This is a genomic window from Halobacterium sp. KA-6, from assembly GCF_021029015.1.
Classification (GTDB): domain Archaea; phylum Halobacteriota; class Halobacteria; order Halobacteriales; family Halobacteriaceae; genus Halobacterium.
This window is the reverse complement of sequence record NZ_JAJJZH010000011.1, coordinates 82,501-99,005: the sequence shown is the minus strand read 5'-3', so window position 1 is coordinate 99,005 and position 16,505 is coordinate 82,501. Positions and strand designations below refer to the sequence as shown.

The 16,505-nt window shown below is 60.1% G+C and carries 17 protein-coding genes and 2 pseudogenes; 5 read left to right on the top strand and 14 right to left on the bottom strand.

Translation table 11 applies throughout. The features are described 5' to 3' along the window. A pseudogene (locus tag LPA46_RS16640) lies at positions 1-98 on the top strand (IS5/IS1182 family transposase); the annotation flags it as partial. 7 nt (positions 99-105) lie between these two features. On the opposite strand, the gene LPA46_RS16635 reads toward LPA46_RS16640, so the two are convergent. After that, positions 106-324: a hypothetical protein gene (locus tag LPA46_RS16635; protein ID WP_230893470.1), complete on the bottom strand. Its 219-nt coding sequence runs from the start codon at positions 322-324 to the stop codon at positions 106-108. 205 nt (positions 325-529) lie between these two features. Between LPA46_RS16635 and LPA46_RS16630 the strand changes: the two genes are divergently transcribed. Beyond that, complete coding sequence (locus tag LPA46_RS16630) at positions 530-2,176, top strand: sensor histidine kinase (protein WP_230893469.1); 1,647 nt, start codon at positions 530-532, stop codon at positions 2,174-2,176. 382 nt (positions 2,177-2,558) lie between these two features. On the opposite strand, the gene LPA46_RS16625 is transcribed toward LPA46_RS16630, so the two are convergent. The 5 genes from LPA46_RS16625 to LPA46_RS16605 all read right to left on the bottom strand — a co-directional run bounded on the left by LPA46_RS16625 (position 2,559) and on the right by LPA46_RS16605 (position 6,594). Then, a complete protein-coding gene (locus LPA46_RS16625) occupies positions 2,559-3,005 on the bottom strand; it encodes a hypothetical protein (RefSeq protein ID WP_230893468.1) in 447 nt (148 codons plus the stop codon). Positions 3,006-3,016: 11 nt separating this feature from the next. Further along, complete coding sequence (locus tag LPA46_RS16620) at positions 3,017-3,901, bottom strand: IS1595 family transposase (RefSeq protein WP_230893475.1); 885 nt, start codon at positions 3,899-3,901, stop codon at positions 3,017-3,019. Between the two features lie 60 nt (positions 3,902-3,961). Then, on the bottom strand, positions 3,962-4,303 hold the full coding sequence (locus LPA46_RS16615) for a hypothetical protein (RefSeq protein ID WP_230893467.1): 342 nt from the start codon (positions 4,301-4,303) through the stop codon (positions 3,962-3,964). Between the two features lie 724 nt (positions 4,304-5,027). Further along, complete coding sequence (locus tag LPA46_RS16610; RefSeq protein ID WP_230893466.1) at positions 5,028-6,116, bottom strand: tubulin/FtsZ family protein; 1,089 nt, start codon at positions 6,114-6,116, stop codon at positions 5,028-5,030. 121 nt (positions 6,117-6,237) lie between these two features. Continuing rightward, positions 6,238-6,594, bottom strand: a complete 357-nt coding sequence (locus LPA46_RS16605) for a winged helix-turn-helix domain-containing protein (RefSeq protein WP_230893465.1) — start codon at positions 6,592-6,594, stop codon at positions 6,238-6,240. A gap of 151 nt (positions 6,595-6,745) precedes the next feature. Here LPA46_RS16605 and LPA46_RS16600 point away from each other — a divergent pair, with 151 nt between their 5' ends. Then, complete coding sequence (locus tag LPA46_RS16600) at positions 6,746-7,300, top strand: response regulator transcription factor (protein ID WP_230893464.1); 555 nt, start codon at positions 6,746-6,748, stop codon at positions 7,298-7,300. A 187-nt stretch (positions 7,301-7,487) separates the two neighbouring features. On the opposite strand, the gene LPA46_RS16595 is transcribed toward LPA46_RS16600, so the two are convergent. Both LPA46_RS16595 and LPA46_RS16590 read right to left on the bottom strand, forming a co-directional pair. Beyond that, entirely contained in the window at positions 7,488-9,017 is a 1,530-nt protein-coding gene (locus LPA46_RS16595) for a bacterio-opsin activator domain-containing protein (RefSeq protein ID WP_230893463.1), read from the bottom strand. A 48-nt stretch (positions 9,018-9,065) separates the two neighbouring features. Beyond that, positions 9,066-9,662 (bottom strand): sensor histidine kinase, encoded by a 597-nt coding sequence (locus LPA46_RS16590; RefSeq protein ID WP_442908270.1) that lies wholly within the window; start codon positions 9,660-9,662, stop codon positions 9,066-9,068. On the opposite strand from LPA46_RS16590, the gene LPA46_RS16585 reads away from it, so the two are divergent. Then, entirely contained in the window at positions 9,588-9,932 is a 345-nt protein-coding gene (locus tag LPA46_RS16585; protein ID WP_230893461.1) for a hypothetical protein, read from the top strand. The two genes, LPA46_RS16590 and LPA46_RS16585, sit on opposite strands and share 75 nt — an antisense overlap. 725 nt (positions 9,933-10,657) lie before the next feature. Here the strand turns inward: LPA46_RS16585 and LPA46_RS16580 are convergent. The 6 genes from LPA46_RS16580 to LPA46_RS16555 all read right to left on the bottom strand — a co-directional run bounded on the left by LPA46_RS16580 (position 10,658) and on the right by LPA46_RS16555 (position 15,408). Beyond that, positions 10,658-11,665, bottom strand: coding sequence for a GldG family protein (locus LPA46_RS16580; RefSeq protein WP_230893460.1), 1,008 nt, complete (start codon positions 11,663-11,665; stop codon positions 10,658-10,660). Continuing rightward, complete coding sequence (locus tag LPA46_RS16575; protein WP_230893459.1) at positions 11,652-12,563, bottom strand: S49 family peptidase; 912 nt, start codon at positions 12,561-12,563, stop codon at positions 11,652-11,654. The genes LPA46_RS16580 and LPA46_RS16575 overlap by 14 nt, the downstream gene beginning before the upstream one ends. Then, positions 12,560-13,210, bottom strand: coding sequence for a hypothetical protein (locus LPA46_RS16570; RefSeq protein WP_230893458.1), 651 nt, complete (start codon positions 13,208-13,210; stop codon positions 12,560-12,562). The genes LPA46_RS16575 and LPA46_RS16570 overlap by 4 nt, the downstream gene beginning before the upstream one ends. A 285-nt stretch (positions 13,211-13,495) precedes the next feature. After that, the gene (locus LPA46_RS16565) at positions 13,496-13,894 is read right to left on the bottom strand and encodes a hypothetical protein (protein ID WP_230893457.1); all 399 of its coding nucleotides are present in this window, start codon (positions 13,892-13,894) and stop codon (positions 13,496-13,498) included. Further along, positions 13,891-14,766, bottom strand: a complete 876-nt coding sequence (locus LPA46_RS16560) for a ParA family protein (RefSeq protein WP_230893456.1) — start codon at positions 14,764-14,766, stop codon at positions 13,891-13,893. Before LPA46_RS16560 ends, LPA46_RS16565 begins: the two co-directional genes overlap by 4 nt. Before the next feature lie 207 nt (positions 14,767-14,973). Then, positions 14,974-15,408: a TRAM domain-containing protein gene (locus tag LPA46_RS16555; RefSeq protein WP_230893455.1), complete on the bottom strand. Its 435-nt coding sequence runs from the start codon at positions 15,406-15,408 to the stop codon at positions 14,974-14,976. A 534-nt stretch (positions 15,409-15,942) separates the two neighbouring features. On the opposite strand from LPA46_RS16555, the pseudogene LPA46_RS19290 reads away from it, so the two are divergent. Then, positions 15,943-16,421: pseudogene (locus LPA46_RS19290) on the top strand (site-specific integrase); the annotation flags it as partial. Between the last annotated feature and the right edge of the window lie 84 nt (positions 16,422-16,505).

The following is a 16,505-nucleotide window of genomic DNA, read 5'->3' as shown; positions in this document are numbered from 1 at the left end:
GCGATGCCGTGCGAGCGCTGGGCTGGTATCGACAGTTCCGTGAAATTGTCTTGATGTTCGCCATCATCAACATCGAACCGCTGTGTGAGCCGCTATAACCGTGACTCAACATCTATTCAACACAGCATTCCAGTCCACGCTCTCGATGTGGCGGTAGGCGTACTGGACGGCCGCCGCCTCAACTGTTACCGCGGGCCGTGACAACGTACTCGTGGCGGTCGTCGTTTCGGTCGTCGATTCAGTTGTTTCGTCTGGGGTGGTGCTAACACAGCCAGCGAGACTGACGGCCGCGAGCGTGCTGAGATAGGTGCGCCTGGAGGGCATCACAGGAAGCTTCGTCGGTACCGGTAAATGTTTTCTCCCCCAGAAAGGCCGTATTACCCACCGTTACCAGCCGGTATCGGGTGAATTGTGAATATAGGCTGGCGCCACTCGTTCTATTGGTTTTGCCAACTAGTGGTCCGGGTTGCTGGCTATGGGTGGCGTTCAAACAGTAACTATAACTTAGTTAGTTGAAGTATGGCGAATAATGCCGGTGTTTGAGGCGACCGCCGCAGTTCTGCTAGATGGCGTTGCGGTCCTCCTCTTGGGCTGGACAACGTGGACTGTACTGCAGGCCCGAGAGCACGCCAGTGCATGGATGTTCGCGGTCGCTGTTGGGACGATGGCATGCTGGGCGCTCTTTTCGCTGCTCGCGGAGTCATCGAGCGCGCTCGGCGTCTCCGTAGTCGGTGATATTGCGACGTTCGGCCAACTCGGGTGTGCCCTCCTCCTACCCGGAACCTGGACGGTTTATGCGCTCGGCTACACTGGCCGTGGAACCGGACTGACGCGGTGGCGAGTTGTCATGTTCGCGGGGATCGCCGCGCCGGTCGTCCTGAGCGGGGCAGTTATCGCCGCTGGGCTGCCAACCACCACGATTGAGCGGCTCGTCGCGTCGCTTGCAGGGACAGCGATTCTGACGCTGCTCATCCTCATCGTGTATGCAACGTATCTGTTAGTCGATCTCGGCTGGAATCACGCCCGCGTCTCGAAACACCAAGTGCTCGTGCTGTCGCTTGCCGTTACCGCACCATATCTCGCCGGCATGCTCGGTGACGGCCACCCTGCCGCGAACGGGGTCACAGTCGGATTCCTCACCGCGGGTGGCCTGTTCGCAATCGCAGTCCGTCGCTATCCGGTTCTGACAGTGTTCCCAAAAGCAGAGCATATCGCGCGGACACGCGTCGTCGAAACACTCCAAGAAGCCGTCCTCGTCCTTGACTGGGACGACCACGTCCTCGACGCGAACGGGACCGTCGGGCAGGTCTTCGACCAGCCGCCCGCATCACTAATCGGCCAGCCAGTACAAGCTATTGCAGACGAGTTTGCACAACTGGATCTTACGGTCGGCACCACCGGGGCCAGCACGCTGCAAACCACGAAGGGACGGCGACGATTCCAATACAGCGTCTCCGCCGTCGAAGACGACGCCACGCAGGTCGCGAAAACGGTGCTCCTTCGGGACGTCACCGATCAACAGACACGAGAGCAACGCCTCGCCGTCCTCAATCGCATCCTACGACATAATCTCCGCAACAAACTGGATATCGTCCTTGCCCACGCCGAACAAATCGACGACGACACACTTCGATCAGGCGTCCAAGAGAACGCCGAGGACCTTGTCGTGTTGAGCGAGAAAGCGCGAAAAGCCGAAGACGTCATGCAGGACAGTCTTGGGCCGCCGGAACGGACTAATATCACGGCACTCGTGACAACGGTCGCAGCCGAATTTCGCGCGGAGTACCCGGCGAGCGAGATTGACGTTACGTGTCCTGAGGAATGCCTCATCGAATCGTATCCGGCGCTCCTTCGTGAGGTGCTGGCAGAACTGATCGAGAACGCACTTACACACACGGACCGGTCGACGCCACGCATCGAAATCACCGTCAATATCGATGCCCCAGCAGTAGAACTCACGGTCACGGACAATGGCCCCGGCATCCCGGAACGCGAGCGGCAAATTCTGACTGAAGGAGCTGAGTCACAACTCAAACACAGCCGGGGTATTGGCCTCTGGTTCGTGAACTGGGCTGTCACCCAACTCGGTGGAACCCTCTCTTTCGGAGACCGCGACTCTCAAGGAAGCACCGTTACCGTTCGACTCCACGAGGTTTTACTCGAAGTTGATCGCTGAAGTTAGAGAGGAAAATATCGCCCCTCCGGGTTCCCGATCTGAACGCTAAGGCCGTCGTACCTCGTGGGCCATAACACATACTTGTTGGCTCTACAATTCTTTGAGTGTCGCCGGCCATTCCCACTGTCAGTGACGCGACTACATGCCCCCTGTACTCGCGTATCGGCCGGCGACTACTTACGAATGCGGTGCCGGGCTACTACCGTTCTCTCGGTAGTTCCCTGAACGCATTCCGGCTAGCTCGCGAGCCTGAAACCACCTAGTGTCGATATCCCGCGGGCAACCGTCGTCAAACGCGTGACGGAACCCCGGTTTTAGTGAATACAGGCGGTAAGCTCCCTTCCTCAAGGGGTCACCGAAGGCGGCGAGTGGCAGGGGCAGTTCACAGTTCAGTAGTTCCGGTTTGGTTGCGGAGTTGGGTGTATGCTTCTGCAAGGATGCCGAGCGTGAGTAGTGAGACAGGGAGTGCGATAATGCCGGAAACGAGCGTACCCAATGATTGGCCGGCGACGGCGGTAATCGCGATTCTTGTGCCGACGGACAGGAGGCTGGCGAAAATCCCAACGACGACGAAGAGGACCAGTAGCAGGCCGAAGAGGCGCAGCCAGTTGCCCCGCGTTAACGTCCAGCTGTCGCGGAGTGCGGCGATGAAGTTCTCGTCTTCGACGGTGATATAGACGATCATGAAGAGGAATGCGATGTAGGCGATGATTCCTGGGATGACGAGGAGGATGGTTCCGAGGGTGACGAGGAAGCCGAATGCGATACTGCCGAGGATTGAGTTAACGAGGACGTAGACGATATTTCGTGTGACGCTCTTGTGAAGCACGTTGTTGATTTTCAGAGGGCGGCGTCGAGAGCATGTTTGAGTGCTTCGTCACCAGGTTTTCTGTAGAGTTCGCGGCGGAGCTGAAATGCTCTGAGATACGGTGTTAGCTTGTCTTTTGACACTCCTCGGTGGGGCGAGAGCCACCGTCGCGTCAGCGACGCGTGGCTCTCGCAGGTGTTGACGTGGATGTCGCCGTCGGCATATTCGCCGTCGCCGTGGACGACGTATTTGCGGGTGAATGCGTCGTCTTTTTCGAGCGGTTCATACGCTCGAAATCCGTCCGTATAGACGGTCAGCGACTCCTCGTTGTGGTCAGCAAGCAGGAGTCGAATGGTCGATTCATCAGCGGATTTCGCTGGCACGACGTACCGGTCGCCCGAACCACGATCGGCCAGCGTAAACACCGGCGGTTTGTCGCCGTCGTACGATCCTCGGCCACGTGTGGACAGGCCACGCGAGCGCGACTCCTGGTCGCGCTCGCGGCCTTTCAGGCCGGCCGAGACGTACACTTCGTCGATTTCGACCGGTCCAGACAGTGTGATCGAAGGCGCGTCGAGCGCCTTGGCGAAGCGCTCGACGCGCCGTCTCACCGTTCGGTAGGAACAATCAAGCTCCGCCTCGATTTGCCGAATACTCGTGTTAAACCGTAAGAATACGTAGATCGTGAAGTACCACTCTTTCAGTGAGAGTTTCGAGTGGGCGAAAATCGTGCCGGTTTTATCGTTGAACGTCCGACCGCAATTCTTACACAGATACCGTTGATACACCCGATAGCTGCCGTTTCTGACCGTCAGGTCAGAACGGCAGCGGGGGCACTCGACACCATCACGCCAGCGAACCTGTTGCAGCAGGTCCGCTGCAGCCGATTCCGACACGAATCGGTTTATCGGGAACATATCGGGCACCGCTAGCGCGGTGCCCTTGCCCTCTTCGACTTTCAGCCCCAGCTCTCGCTATCAACAATCTACTTCGCAAGAGCGTCGTGTGAAGTATTCCTGGGGGATGGAGTTGGTGTGGCCGTTGACGAACGTTCGGAGCGCGACGATTGTAAGGTATTGAAGCGCCAGCAGCGAGAGGACTGCACCGACAACAAGGAGGGCGAACGGTGCGCCTACTGTCGGCAGACCAAGCTCGCTCGTGGGAATATCCGTTGTGTCAATCCAGGAGACAAAGGCGCTATAGAACGCTATCTGCCAGATCGCACCGAGGACGACGTATCCAAGTATTAGTTTCAAGCCGTTTCGATTGGCGACGCGGCGAACTCCATTAGTGAATGCCGAACCGATATTCAAGGGCATTAGTTCGTACTTTCGCTGCAACCTCAAAATACATGGTGGGCTATTTCAGCACTAGAAACAGCCCCCAACCCAGACGCACTCGTTAGCTTCGGGTAGCGTGAATTGTACGTGTGTCGCGAGTGCTATTCAAAAGAAAACCAAGGCGGATTCCCCGCCCCACCGTGGGCGGAGAGGAAGCCGACACTCACTGCATCATACCAGTCCTTTAGTGAATGGCACCCCACTAGTCTGGTAGTGGTCGGCGGCCAACAGTTGTCGCCGGTCACGGGCCGCGGTCAACCGGCCCCGAAGTCAGGGATGCCGACCCGTGAACGCCCGAAAACCCTTCGGGTATGACGCGGTGAGTCCACTGACAAGCCACGGGCCACCGTGCCCGTGGCAGTTGACTCGTGTTGAGCGTCCCGCTCTTCGTGGTCAAGTCGTCCGTGAAAACACCTACTCTTTGCAGTAATGCGTTCTCACGAACCGCTGTGGACCGTGCCAAGATTGGGCGTTGTCGTGTTGAGACTGTCTCACGAGAACGTCGCCGGCGGGGATGAGTTGCTGGTCCTCTCAGGGGAGCTGTGACGAGGCTCCGATAACGTCGTATCCGATGGCAGGCGATTTTCTGGAGGGCCGGCGACACTGCTGGATTATGGCGGAGACAAAATAACGGTAATGCAGCGTTTCCCAGTCAGAAATTCGTGAGGACTACGACCGGTACGTGTTTCGCTCGGACGACCGGTTAACTGTTCGTCGTCCGGAGTTCGTCGATCCGGGGTGCGTCACGGATGCCAGCGAAGAGAACGAGGATTGCGAGGGTATCGCCGTTCGGGATTGGACTGTCACCGGTACGCAATTGTACTGAACCGATCTCTTCTGACAGCCACGTCTGGCCGTCAGAGATCGCCGACTGGTGGAGCCAGGCTGGCGGCCCGGACACGACTAGCAGCCCACTGGTTGCAGCATCCAGCGGGCAATCAAACGTCAACCGCCCGCGGGTCGCACGCCGAAGCGTCGTTTCGACCGCCTTGATCGCTGCGACTTCATCGACCGTCTCGTCGCGTGCCCCAACGAGTCCGCGAACGCGGCCGAGCAGCGACGATGAATCCGCCTGGCTGTCGAGTGTTTGTTCTGCGTAGCCGATTGTTGCCAGGCCACCTTCGTCAAGCGTCGCGATGATTTCGCTGGCGTCGACGACCCGTTGCCCAACTGAATCCACGCCCGCGGCTTCGCCAGCACTAAACAGCGCGCCAAGACGCTCAGCGAGGGTCTGGTTTAGTTCATCGGCCACCTCCAGAACGTCGTGCTCGGAGTTGAGCCACACGTCATTATCGAAAACAATCTGCGCATCTACCACGCTATCCAGCGACTGCAAGGCGTGTGCTGGATTCTCCGCGGGGACGTCCTCGTGGGCAGCCGGCAACACTGAAACCGAGTACACAGGTCGATCGTACACCGCCTGCAGCTCGTCGGCGAGTTTTGGGGTTGCGACAGACCCGGTTCCGCCGCCGAGTCCAGAAATGAGGAGTATCGCGGCCGCGTCCGAGGTGACTGCTGAATCGACCGCTCGCTGCATCTCCACGAGATCTTCCTCAAGCGCTGCAGCAGCCACTTCGCGATCCCCACCAGTACCGTTCCCGTTCGTCTCCGCTTGGCCGAACAGCTGGCGTGCATCCTCTGGGACGGCCGTTAACGCCGCGAGATCGACGCCGTCCGTGTCCAACACACAGCAGCCGGCGAGATACGATGCTGGCCGAGTGGTATCATCTTGATAGAGTGCATCGACGATGCGGCCACCAGCACCGCCAACGCCGATAGCTACGACGCGCATACTAGGCATGCCGGTAGCCGGCTTGAACTATCTTTCTACAGGCAAGGCCCGCTAAGGACCTCAGAATGATTCCCAGCAGTTCATTCCTCACCGAGAGAGGGATTTAGTGCGCTGACATGCGTCAGTCGGTGGTTTGGACCGTGACATCCATGCTGCCGTCGTCATTGAACGAGACGCGGAGTTCGTCGACGACGGGCTTGTACTGCTTGTGATGGCGGCCTTTTTTCGCGAGTACTGTCTCGGTCGTCACGAGCCCTGCGTCCTGGAGTTTGTTGAGCCGTCGGTATGCGGTTGGGCGGGAGACATCGACGGATTCAGCGACGTCACGACCGCTTTGTGGTGTGTCTGCGATGGCTTCGAACACGCGTCGCGTATATTCGTCACCGAAGATATCGAGGAGTTCTGTCGGGGTGAGATCGACTTCGTCCGTATGCGTTCGTGAGCGAGTTGTACTGGAGGGCTGCCGGTGAACGGGCATACGTCAGGAACGAATTCCCCGCCCCGTGGATTGTCATGCTAGGCATGCAGATGCGCTCGTCGTGAACAGGCGAAGTATGCAGACCGATCAGCTATCGAGAAAGAAATATGTTAAGAGGACTCAGGGACGAACGGCGTGTACGGCGGGAACTATGTCAGATGACGCCCTGGATGCCCTCACGGTTCTCGTTGTGGACGACGAAAAAGAGGTCGCAGACGCGTACGCCCTCCGACTTCGCGGCTTCTGCAACGTCGAAACCGCCTACGGGGGCGCAGACGCGCTCTCCGTCATCGAAGACACGACGGTCGATATTGTCCTGTTAGACCGGCATATGCCCGGGCTATCTGGCGATGACGTGCTCTTGGAGCTCAACGACCGGGAGTTCCGTGGACGCGTGATTATGGTCACCGCGGTTGATCCTGACTTCGACGTCCTGGATATGCCGTTCGACGCATACCTCTGTAAGCCGGTTGACCGCGAGACGCTCCACACCGTCATCGAGAAGCATCGAACGGTCTTGGCCTACGAGCTGCTTGGCGAGTATTTCAGCGCTGCATCCAAGCAAGCCGTTGTGGAGGATGCGACAACCGCCACTGAGCGCGCCGACCACGAAGGGTATGCCCATATCGCCGAACGAACGGCGAATCTCGAACAGCGAGTGCGTCGCCTCCTGCCTGAGGAAGACGTCCTCGACGTGTTCGACTAGCCCGCGGTAAGTGCGGGGCAACTACTCGGCACACCAGACCGGTCAATAGCGAGTCGAAGGAGTGGCACACCACATGGCGAACTCGTCATTCTAGCGCCCCAGCACTGCGTTGTGATGAGTTGACTGTTAGACGCTACTAGGGGAGTTCTGCATGACAGCGCTGAAAACCTCCGTGGTTGGGTGCTGGTTACTCGTAGTCGTCAAAGACTGCGTCGAGAAGCTTGCGTTGGCTCGCTCGGAGATGATGCAGGAGCGTCGACCCCGTAATATCGAGTGAGGCGGCGACTTCCTCCGCGGTACTGCCCCGCGGGGATTCAAAGTAATCCGCGAGGTACGCGGTTCGAAGGACGGTTTCTTGGCGGTCGGTGAGCCGGTCGGTGAGCTCTTCACGGACGTCGCGAGCGCGTACCCCGGGCGTAGTGTCCCGCTGTCGTTTTGCGGCGACGTCAGCATCCACTTCCCGGCTCGCAACCCGCGCGAATCGGCGAAGCTCCCCGTCTTGGGGTAGATCAACGACGACACGCCCGGTTCCCTCCTCGAAGACTGCCTGCTGGACGGTTGCGCCGAACGAGGCCGCAACCAGGAGCAGCGTCGAATCGGTGAGGGTCACTTCGATCATCCCTCCGGAGTCAGCGGCGCGCACGGTTCTGGGGTCGTTCAGGCCAGCCAGCTCGCTGGTTGCCGCCACAACGGTGTCGGGGGCTGCCCCAGCGATCGAGAGGTAGCCGTGGATGGCCTCCTCGTGGGGAACGATTCCGTTCACCGTTATCGTCGTCCCCGTCGCCGCGCTAAGCGCGGCGAGCACTGAGTCGTCGCCCACCTCGAAGGTCACCTCAGTCACGGAGTCAGCGTGCAGTAAGTTCCGGTTCCGGGCAGCCGTCACAGCGAACCCGGCGATTTCCCCGAGGGCTTCGAAGGTGGTTCGTTCGCGGTCGGAGAACGCGGTGGCATGACTCGCGTACACGCCGACGACACCGTGGCTGTCCGCCCCATGTACGAGTGGAATCGCGACTAGTGACTGGATGCCATCCGCGAATCCAGCCCGGCGAATCCGCTCGGGGACGTGCGTGGCTTCGGCGAGTGGGTGCACGACCTCCACTTGGGTGCGCTCGATTGCCCGCTCTTCGGGCGTCTGCTCCCCGGATCCGATCGTGTCACGCACCGCCGCAAACGTCTGCCCGGTATCGCCGGCAACCGCTTGAATTGCCAGCGCATCGCGTCCGAGCTCCCGGTCACCGACCCACGCGAACTCGTACAGGTCGGTCTCGCCGAACGCCTCACAAATCGCCTCCAAGATCGCTTCACGCGACTGGGCGTTAACGAGCTTCGTGACGACGTCCGCGATGAGTTCGTCAACAATCGTTGCTCGGGTTCGTTCAGCACGGAGCTGTTCCGCAGTCTGTGCGTGTGATTGCCGCGCGGTCACATCCTGCACGTACACTGTTGCCCCGGTCTCGACGGGGACAATCGAGACGGCGAGCCAGCCATCGATGGCTGGGTAATACTCTTCGAACTCCGTGGCCGTGATCTCGTCCGCATCGAACATGCGGGGTAGCGTCTCTTCGACCGACTGCGGGTACACGTCGGCGAGTGGCTCACCTGCCACTGAGCCGTTAACGTCGAGCAGGTCGCGTGCAGCCGCGTTTATCTCGCTGAGCGTTCCATCAGCGTCGATTTCGAGCACGCCAATGGGCGCCTGTTGTAGTCGATCATCCATAGCGCAGTCACTCCAGTGGCTGTAGCAAGACGCGGCAGTCGTTGACGGTCATGCGTGGAATCGCACCTCGAAGCGTGCGCCACCCTCTGCAGAGGTAGTTAACGTCAGTTCCCAGCTGTGAGCGCCGACAATCCGGTCAACGATGGCGAGCCCAAGTCCAGCGCCACTAGTTGCCGTCGTATAGCCGGGCGTGAAGACGGCGTCGCGTTCACCACGCGGAATACCAGCGCCGCTATCAGCGACATAGAACCCATCTTCGAGTGGCCCGACGGTGACCGTAATCTGGGAGTGGCTGGTGGCTGACTGCTCGTCATCGGCTCCCCGCTGTTCACCTGGCCGGCCGTGTTCGACGGCGTTTCGAAAGAGATTCTCGAACAGCCGGCGAACGCGATCCGGATCAGCATCCGCTGTCGGCAGCGTCGCCGGCATCACGAGGTCAGCCCCCTGCGTTTCGACGGCAGCCCACGCCTCCGTCGCGACACTCTGGATGGATACCGACTCAGTCGCCGTAATTGCCTCCTCACCCCGGGCAAGCGTCAACACGTCCTGAATGAGCTGTGACATTCGATCATGGGCGTCGCTGACCGCATCGAAATGAGCTGGTTCACCGGTTTCGCGTGCGGCCTGAAGATGTGCGTTCGCCACATCGAGGGGGTTTCGGAGCTCATGGCTCAGGACGCTCGCCACATCGTCGACGGAGGCTGGTGTTTCGGCACCATCGACCGCGGTAAAGACGAGAAAGCCACCCGTCTCGCTCGTCGCTGCATGCTGCACCAAATACGGTTGGGTCGATCCGGGACCGGTCACATACCGCTTAATATCGTCGCCGGCAGCGAGCTGTGCTACAAGCGCCGGCTCGCCGGCTGCGCCGAGCCCGCCAAACCCGTCGAAGACGTCGGCAACCGGCTCCCCTGAGACGGCACCATCGAACGCTTGCTCGAAGGCACTATTCGTCGCTGTGACCTGTGGGTTGCCATCCGAGAGCGTGTATTCGAGCACGGGACACGGATGCGAATCGATCGGAATCGCGGGTGGACCGTGCTCACTCATAGCTGCAGTCCATGAGGTGACCGTGTCGAGGCCAGCACAAGCCGCCGTGCTGCTGGTATAGTGGCGCACAGGAGCCTTTCTGATCTCCATGGCCGCTGCCACCGGCATCAAGATCGCCGACCTCACCCGCAGAAACTGTTTCTTTCATCGTGCCCAGCGCCCTGGTTATTTCCTCTGTTCACAGCCATCACCATTTAGTCTTCCTCTCGGCTTCCCGCACAGAAACAGCCGTGTCGGCGGGAGGCCCTCATGAGATTGGGATTCCCGGGAGTTTTTCAGCGTTTTCGAGGTTTCGCCAATACCGCTCAATGGTGTGGAGTACCCCCTCCCAATCAGGTGGTACTACAGGGGTTTTCCAAATACAGTGCGGAAGGGGAGGGCAGATCGAAGAGGTAGGGGAACAGTTGCCCCCACACGGAGATAACGACTGCAGTACTGTTAACTCCAGGCGAGCGTTTCTAACTGCGAAACACCGGCCACAGAGGGGATTGACAGTACCTCAGCCATCAAGCGGTAGCTTCCCACCTGATGCCCGTCGGAAACAGCCCCAAACGGGGAGCGGCGAGCCATCCGGCTCGCGGCACACTGACCTACGCTGCGCCGAGCGCTGTCGTACCCGTGCCGGGCGATTGCCCGCTGGATTGACTGCTTTCAGGGGCGCCGGGTTGCTTGTCACCTTCGACGAGGAACGCCGCGACGTTGCTCAACAGGACGTCGTTGTCGCCCTCGGTGGCGCTTGCTGTCAGGAAGTCGGTGTCCCCGACGGCGAGCACGTCGCCGTTGCGCGCAGCGACGCTGTACGACGCCTCGTCGCGCGTTGAGGATAGCGACACGTCGCTGGCGGTGAGCACCGGGGAGGCGTCCCCGCCGGTGGTCACGGGCGTCGCGTCGGTGAGGATAGCGCTCTCCACGCCGTCGGCGACGCCGCCGTCACCGCTCGCGTAGACGGACTGGAAGTTGTTCGCGTTCTCGGCCATGTCGTAGAGGTAGCCGTTCCCGAATGACATGCCGAACGCGGCCGCAAGATTCGATGGTTGACCGGATGCGGTCATCGTCGCGCCGGTCGATAAGCCGGGAATTGAGACAGTTGACGTGGTGCTTGTAGTCGTCGGGGGTTCGGCGGCGAGCAGCACGCGGCCGCCCGCGTCGGCGAACGCTTCCACGCCCGCGATTTCGTTCGATGAGTACGTTGTGGCGGGGCTGGCGACGACGAGCGCGTCGGCGCTCCGTAGCGTCTCGTTGAACGCCGCGCCCGGCTGCGAACCGAAGCTCGAGGAGCCGCCACTATACAGCCGGATCTCGTGGTTGGCGGCGACGAGCGCGTCGATGAACGGCTGAAGGGAGTCTTCGCTAACGCCGTTGCCGTGGCTCACGTCGATGACGACGGTCTTCGATTCGTCGCCTGTGGGCGCGGTGACGCTGCCGTCGTCCTCGATTGGCTCGGCGACGAGTTCGTTCGTGTCGTACGCCGGTGCGTCGGGTGCGTCACCCTGCGTGGGTGAGCCCAACACGATGCCGCCGGCGAACGCCGCTGCGACGACGACTGCGGCGACGACAGCGGTGATTCCGATGGCGCGTGCAATCTCACGCGGTTGCATTCGCGGTCACCTCCGTCGTGTTGTGGGGTGTCTCGGTCTTGATGGTTCCATGGAGCATGAGGTATTGGACGGTGTCGACGCCGCGATAGTCGAAGGTCTGTGCGGTAGTTGTGTCGCCGGTCGCGTCCGCGGAGAGGCCAAGTTGGGAGAGCACCGACGGCTGTGGTGCTTCCATGCGCACCACGTCGTAATTCTGGAGGCCAGCGTCATCGGCAGCGGCCGCGATGGCCGTGTCAACGCCGCCGATTTCGTCGGCGAGGCCGTTCTCAACGCCGCTCGCGCCGGCGTACACTTTCGCGTGCGAGACCTCCTCGCGCGTCAACTCGATGCGGTCGCCGCGCTCGGCGAAGACGGAGCCGACGAACGCCTGTCGAAGGGTTTCGACGCGCTGGCGGACTTCGTCGGGCGTCGACCCACCGACTTTGTCGGGGCCAGTCACCACTTGCCCCTCGGGAATGCTCGACGAGGGGAGGGTGGCGCGCACGCCGATGCTCCCGACAACCGAGGCGGGCGTGACGTAGATGTCGTCAGCGGGCGCGGCAGCATAGTACGACCCGGAGGCCGCAGTGCCGGTGACGCTCGCGACAACGGGCATCTCGCCCGCCGTGCGCTTCACGGCAAGGTAGAGTTGTTCGCTCGCGGACGCGGTCCCACCGGGGCTGTTCACGTCGAGAACGACAGCGTCGATGGAGTCGTTCTGTCGGGCTTCCCGGAGGTCGTCGATGACTGCGGTCGCAGAGTCGCCGGTGATGGTGCCGTGGAGTTCCACGACGGCGACCGTGCTGTCGGGTTCGGTGGCGTGATCCCACGCTTGGGGTGCGACGGCGACGCCGATGAGCAAGCCGATCAGCACGAAGACGAGCGTGAGTTTGCGTGTCGAGCTGTCGAGTGCTGTCACGCCGCCACCTCCGCGGTATTGGACGCGTTATTCTCGTGGAGAGTCACGTTGTCGTACGTGACCGTCACGGACGCGGGCTGGCCGTTGGCTGTCGTCCACGACGTAACGACCTTCAGGGGGATCTTGCGGTCGAGATCAACCCAAACAGTGCGTGTCACGTTCGTGGCGCCAGTCGACGTCTCGTTAGCCGTCGCGTCAAGGGCAACAACAGCGGTCTGGTGGCCCTCATAGCTGGTCACGTCATCGACTGAGACGTTACTTGTCCGGACGAGTGTTTCCGCGAGTGCCCCATAGCCGGCCGGCGCGGCCGCACCAGTCCTGCTGGTGGCAGTTTCGAAGACTGGGCCGCTGTCGGCTGCGCTGGTAACCGTCTCACCGGCGTTCGGGCCAGCCGTATACGTTACTTGTCGCTGGTCGCCGCGGACCGTGATGGCTGCGCGGGCCGTCGTAGTCGAGTCGCCGACATCGACCGTTCGAGTGACCGTTGCGTCATACCCATCTAGGGCGGCGTATCGCTGTTCAACTGCGTCGCCGACTGCGTCCGCGTCGACGGAACCATCAGTAGATAGTCCGCCGATGCAGCCCGCAGTCAGCGTGAGGGCAACGAGGGCGGTTGCAACCGCCACTCGCATTCGTATCTTATACATAAGTCTCCACCTCCCCGTATTTCGAGGAGGCATAAAACATACTGAGCGGTGTTTCAGTCAGAGAGAATCCTAGAATATGACCACACGCGCGTGACCGACCATTGCGAGTGAGGCCATACTAGAGCGACGTCGTGGTTAAGCGACCCAGGGCGAAGGTATGTGGGCGTTGTCTCCAGCATCAACCATATTCAGACTAATTACAGCGCCAATCCCGCTTGTGCTATGGAATCGCTGGAACTCGCTCGAACGTTTCCTCGTTCTACAGGGTGGATCTCACGACTGATGTCAATCCTCGAAGGTCATCCCGTACCCCCATTCTTCGAGATGGCTTTCAACCTCGTCGAGATGGTTCAATCCAGCCTTCATCAGCGCCTCCCGAAGGTCAGTAAGCGAGACGTCGTCGTCGAATCGATCTTCGAGTTCTCGTTGAGCATCACGTTCACCGCTTTTCGTCTCACTCTGCAGAAACAGTGGGACACGCTCACGGCCATCTTGGACGCCATCCCGCCGGAATTTGTACGGGATTTGCATCGATCGCTGCTGTCGGGACGATGCTGTTGACTCAGATTCCGCCGTCGTCTCCGACTTGGTGGTAGTCGTTTCAGTCGTCGTTGACTCCGCGTCCGGACTGTCATCCCCTGCTGCGAAGGGGTCTTCGCCGGCGCCTTCTTTCATGCCCGTCATGCGGATAGCACCTTGTGGTCGAGGTCACCGGGTTCCGGTGGATTTGGTGCTTCAAGCCCGACCTGCTGCTCTAGGTGGCGTGCAATCCGATCGAACTGGGCGAGCGTCTCGATTTCGTAGTCACGCTGTCGGTCCCGGTGTTCCCGCACATACTCGAACGCAGAACACTGCTGCATCCAACACCCCTCCATGAGTGACGCGCGTTCGCCGATCACCTCCGGAATCGGATACTCAATTTCGTCAAGGATTGTCCGCTGGTCGCGCGTATTCTTGAATCCGACTGGGACTGCAGCTAGGACGCCAACTTCGACGTCAAGTTCCTCCTCGAGACCGGCGACAAGCGATTCAAGGCCTTCGACAGCAGCTCGTCCCTTCGCGCTCGGTTCGACGGGGATGACGAGCGAACGTGTGGTGTGAATCGCGTTGTAGAGATGCGGGCCTTCGGTCGCTGGTGGGTCACAGATGAGGACGTCGTACTCGTCGGGCACGCCGGCTTCGCGGAGGATACGGAGCAACTGTGCGTGCATTCCGAATGCTTCCCCCATCGCTTCGGCTTGGTCTTTCTCGCGCTGGAGGTACTCGGCGAGGTCCGAGAGCATGTTGTGCTCCGGGATGATGTCGACGCCCTCGACGGTTCGGACGAGGTTGTCGAACTCCCCGCTTGGACGGCGAATCATGTGTCGAACGATATTGTCAACGGGGTCGGTACGGTCCGTGTCAACACCGAAGAGTCGGGAGAGGTCACCATCCTGTGGGTCGAGTGGGACAACGAGTGGTTTCAGTCCGGCTCGAGCGTGCGCGACTGCCAGATTTGCGGCTGTCGTTGTCTTGCCAACCCCGCCTGCCTCGCTGTACGTCGAGTACGCTAACATACTCGCTTCATGGACACCCCCATCTTGAAAACCCGGTACGTTCATTCATTACCGTCGTTCGCTACATGATGTAGTGAACATCAACAGTGAACACCACTAGTGAACACAACTAATGAATACACATAATGGGTGTACCTACTGGAGCGGGTTAGTGAGTGTAACTAGTTACATTTACAAAAAGTCGAAGACGGCGCCGGGGTGACCGTGCTATCTCACTTCCGGCTCGGTCACAGGCTCGGCGAATGCGACTGACTCCCGCACGTCCGTAATCTCGACGTCTGCCGTATCGCCGGGCTGAGTCCCGGGCACGACCACGACAAACCCTCGTTCGACCTTCGCAATCCCGTCCCCTTGATCGCCAAGCGTGTCGATGGTTACCGACCGGACTTCACCTTCTTCTACCGGTGGCGCCCCATTCTGGTTCCGACTCTGGTGGCGGTCGCCAGTTGATGCAGATTGAGCGCTGGACGTCTCTTCTTGCACCCCGTTTGTTGAGGCAAGCAGCGCCACCCGATAGACATCTCCTGGCGTAAGCGAGCTGCCATCGACGATCTCTTCTGGGATTGAAATCGTGTACTGGTCCCCGTGCTTTTCGAGTGTAGTTTCGTAGAGAAGGCGTAGCGAATCAGGTATCTCTGCCATTACCGGCTGTACGGGAGGCTGACTAAAGGGAATTGGGTTGTCCAGGCGTTCTACAATCCCATCGGGCATCCAGGCAGTTTGATATCTCAGAATAAAGTTTATATCGGTGATGAGCTGGTCTATTCACCGTAAGGGGAGCCTGGATAGCGTCGAAAACGACGAATTCTGGTTCTCGTCTTCTAGTCACGACCGTTTTGAAGGGCTACGACGCCATCGGTGAAGCGCGAATACTGCAACCGCCTCAGGCCGACGCTCCCCCTGGGGGTTGAGCCGCCAAGAACGTGATTCGAAATGGTGCTGATGCTCTTCAGCCGAGGTCAAAGCGATGGCGAACCAGCATGTTCGATATGGGTAATGCCCTCAACCGCTCAGCCGCCATACGGAGGGCCGCTGGGGAATCACGTTCGAACACGAGACCCCATCTGATTGTCTGGGAAATCGTTGAAGAGTTCCCCGAGGACGTTCGGCCGATCTACCAAGACGCAAACGAACACTCATGGTACCCGACACACCTCGAGAACGCGGGGGTTAGTAATTCGCGGTTCCTTCGACCGGTATTTCCAGGACAAGGGGAAGGCCGTGGAGGCGACGGCGGGAACTATCGACCGCTTCGCGCGAGGTCGACCGGTTAGGGGAGTGGGCCATCGGCGACCGGGGTGACACTTACTGGACGGGGTCATTCCTGAGGACGTCAACCGAAGACCGACCTTCGAGGACCTCAACGACGGGTCTTCTGGACGTACGCCTGGTATCTCGCTGTGACCGAGGACTCAAGCAATGTGCGTAATAAACTGATTGTCGCTATATCTTTGCGTGGTGTGGCTGGTGCGTCAACGAAGGGTAGCTCGAAGCGCACGTCGCGAACGGCGAGTACGATGGCGGCGCTGCCGGAGGACGACGGCCGCAAGCCTGGCAACCAGCAGGCCTGAACGTCCGAGCAGCGCCACGCCCTTACCCGCCACGTCGTTGAACGAGCCATGACGCGATCGGAATGCACACGCACTCTCGAAGAATATCCGCATACGGTTGTTTTCCGGACGGCCAACACATGTGGGATGGTCGAGAGACGGAACGGTATTTCGCGCTGTGAATCACCG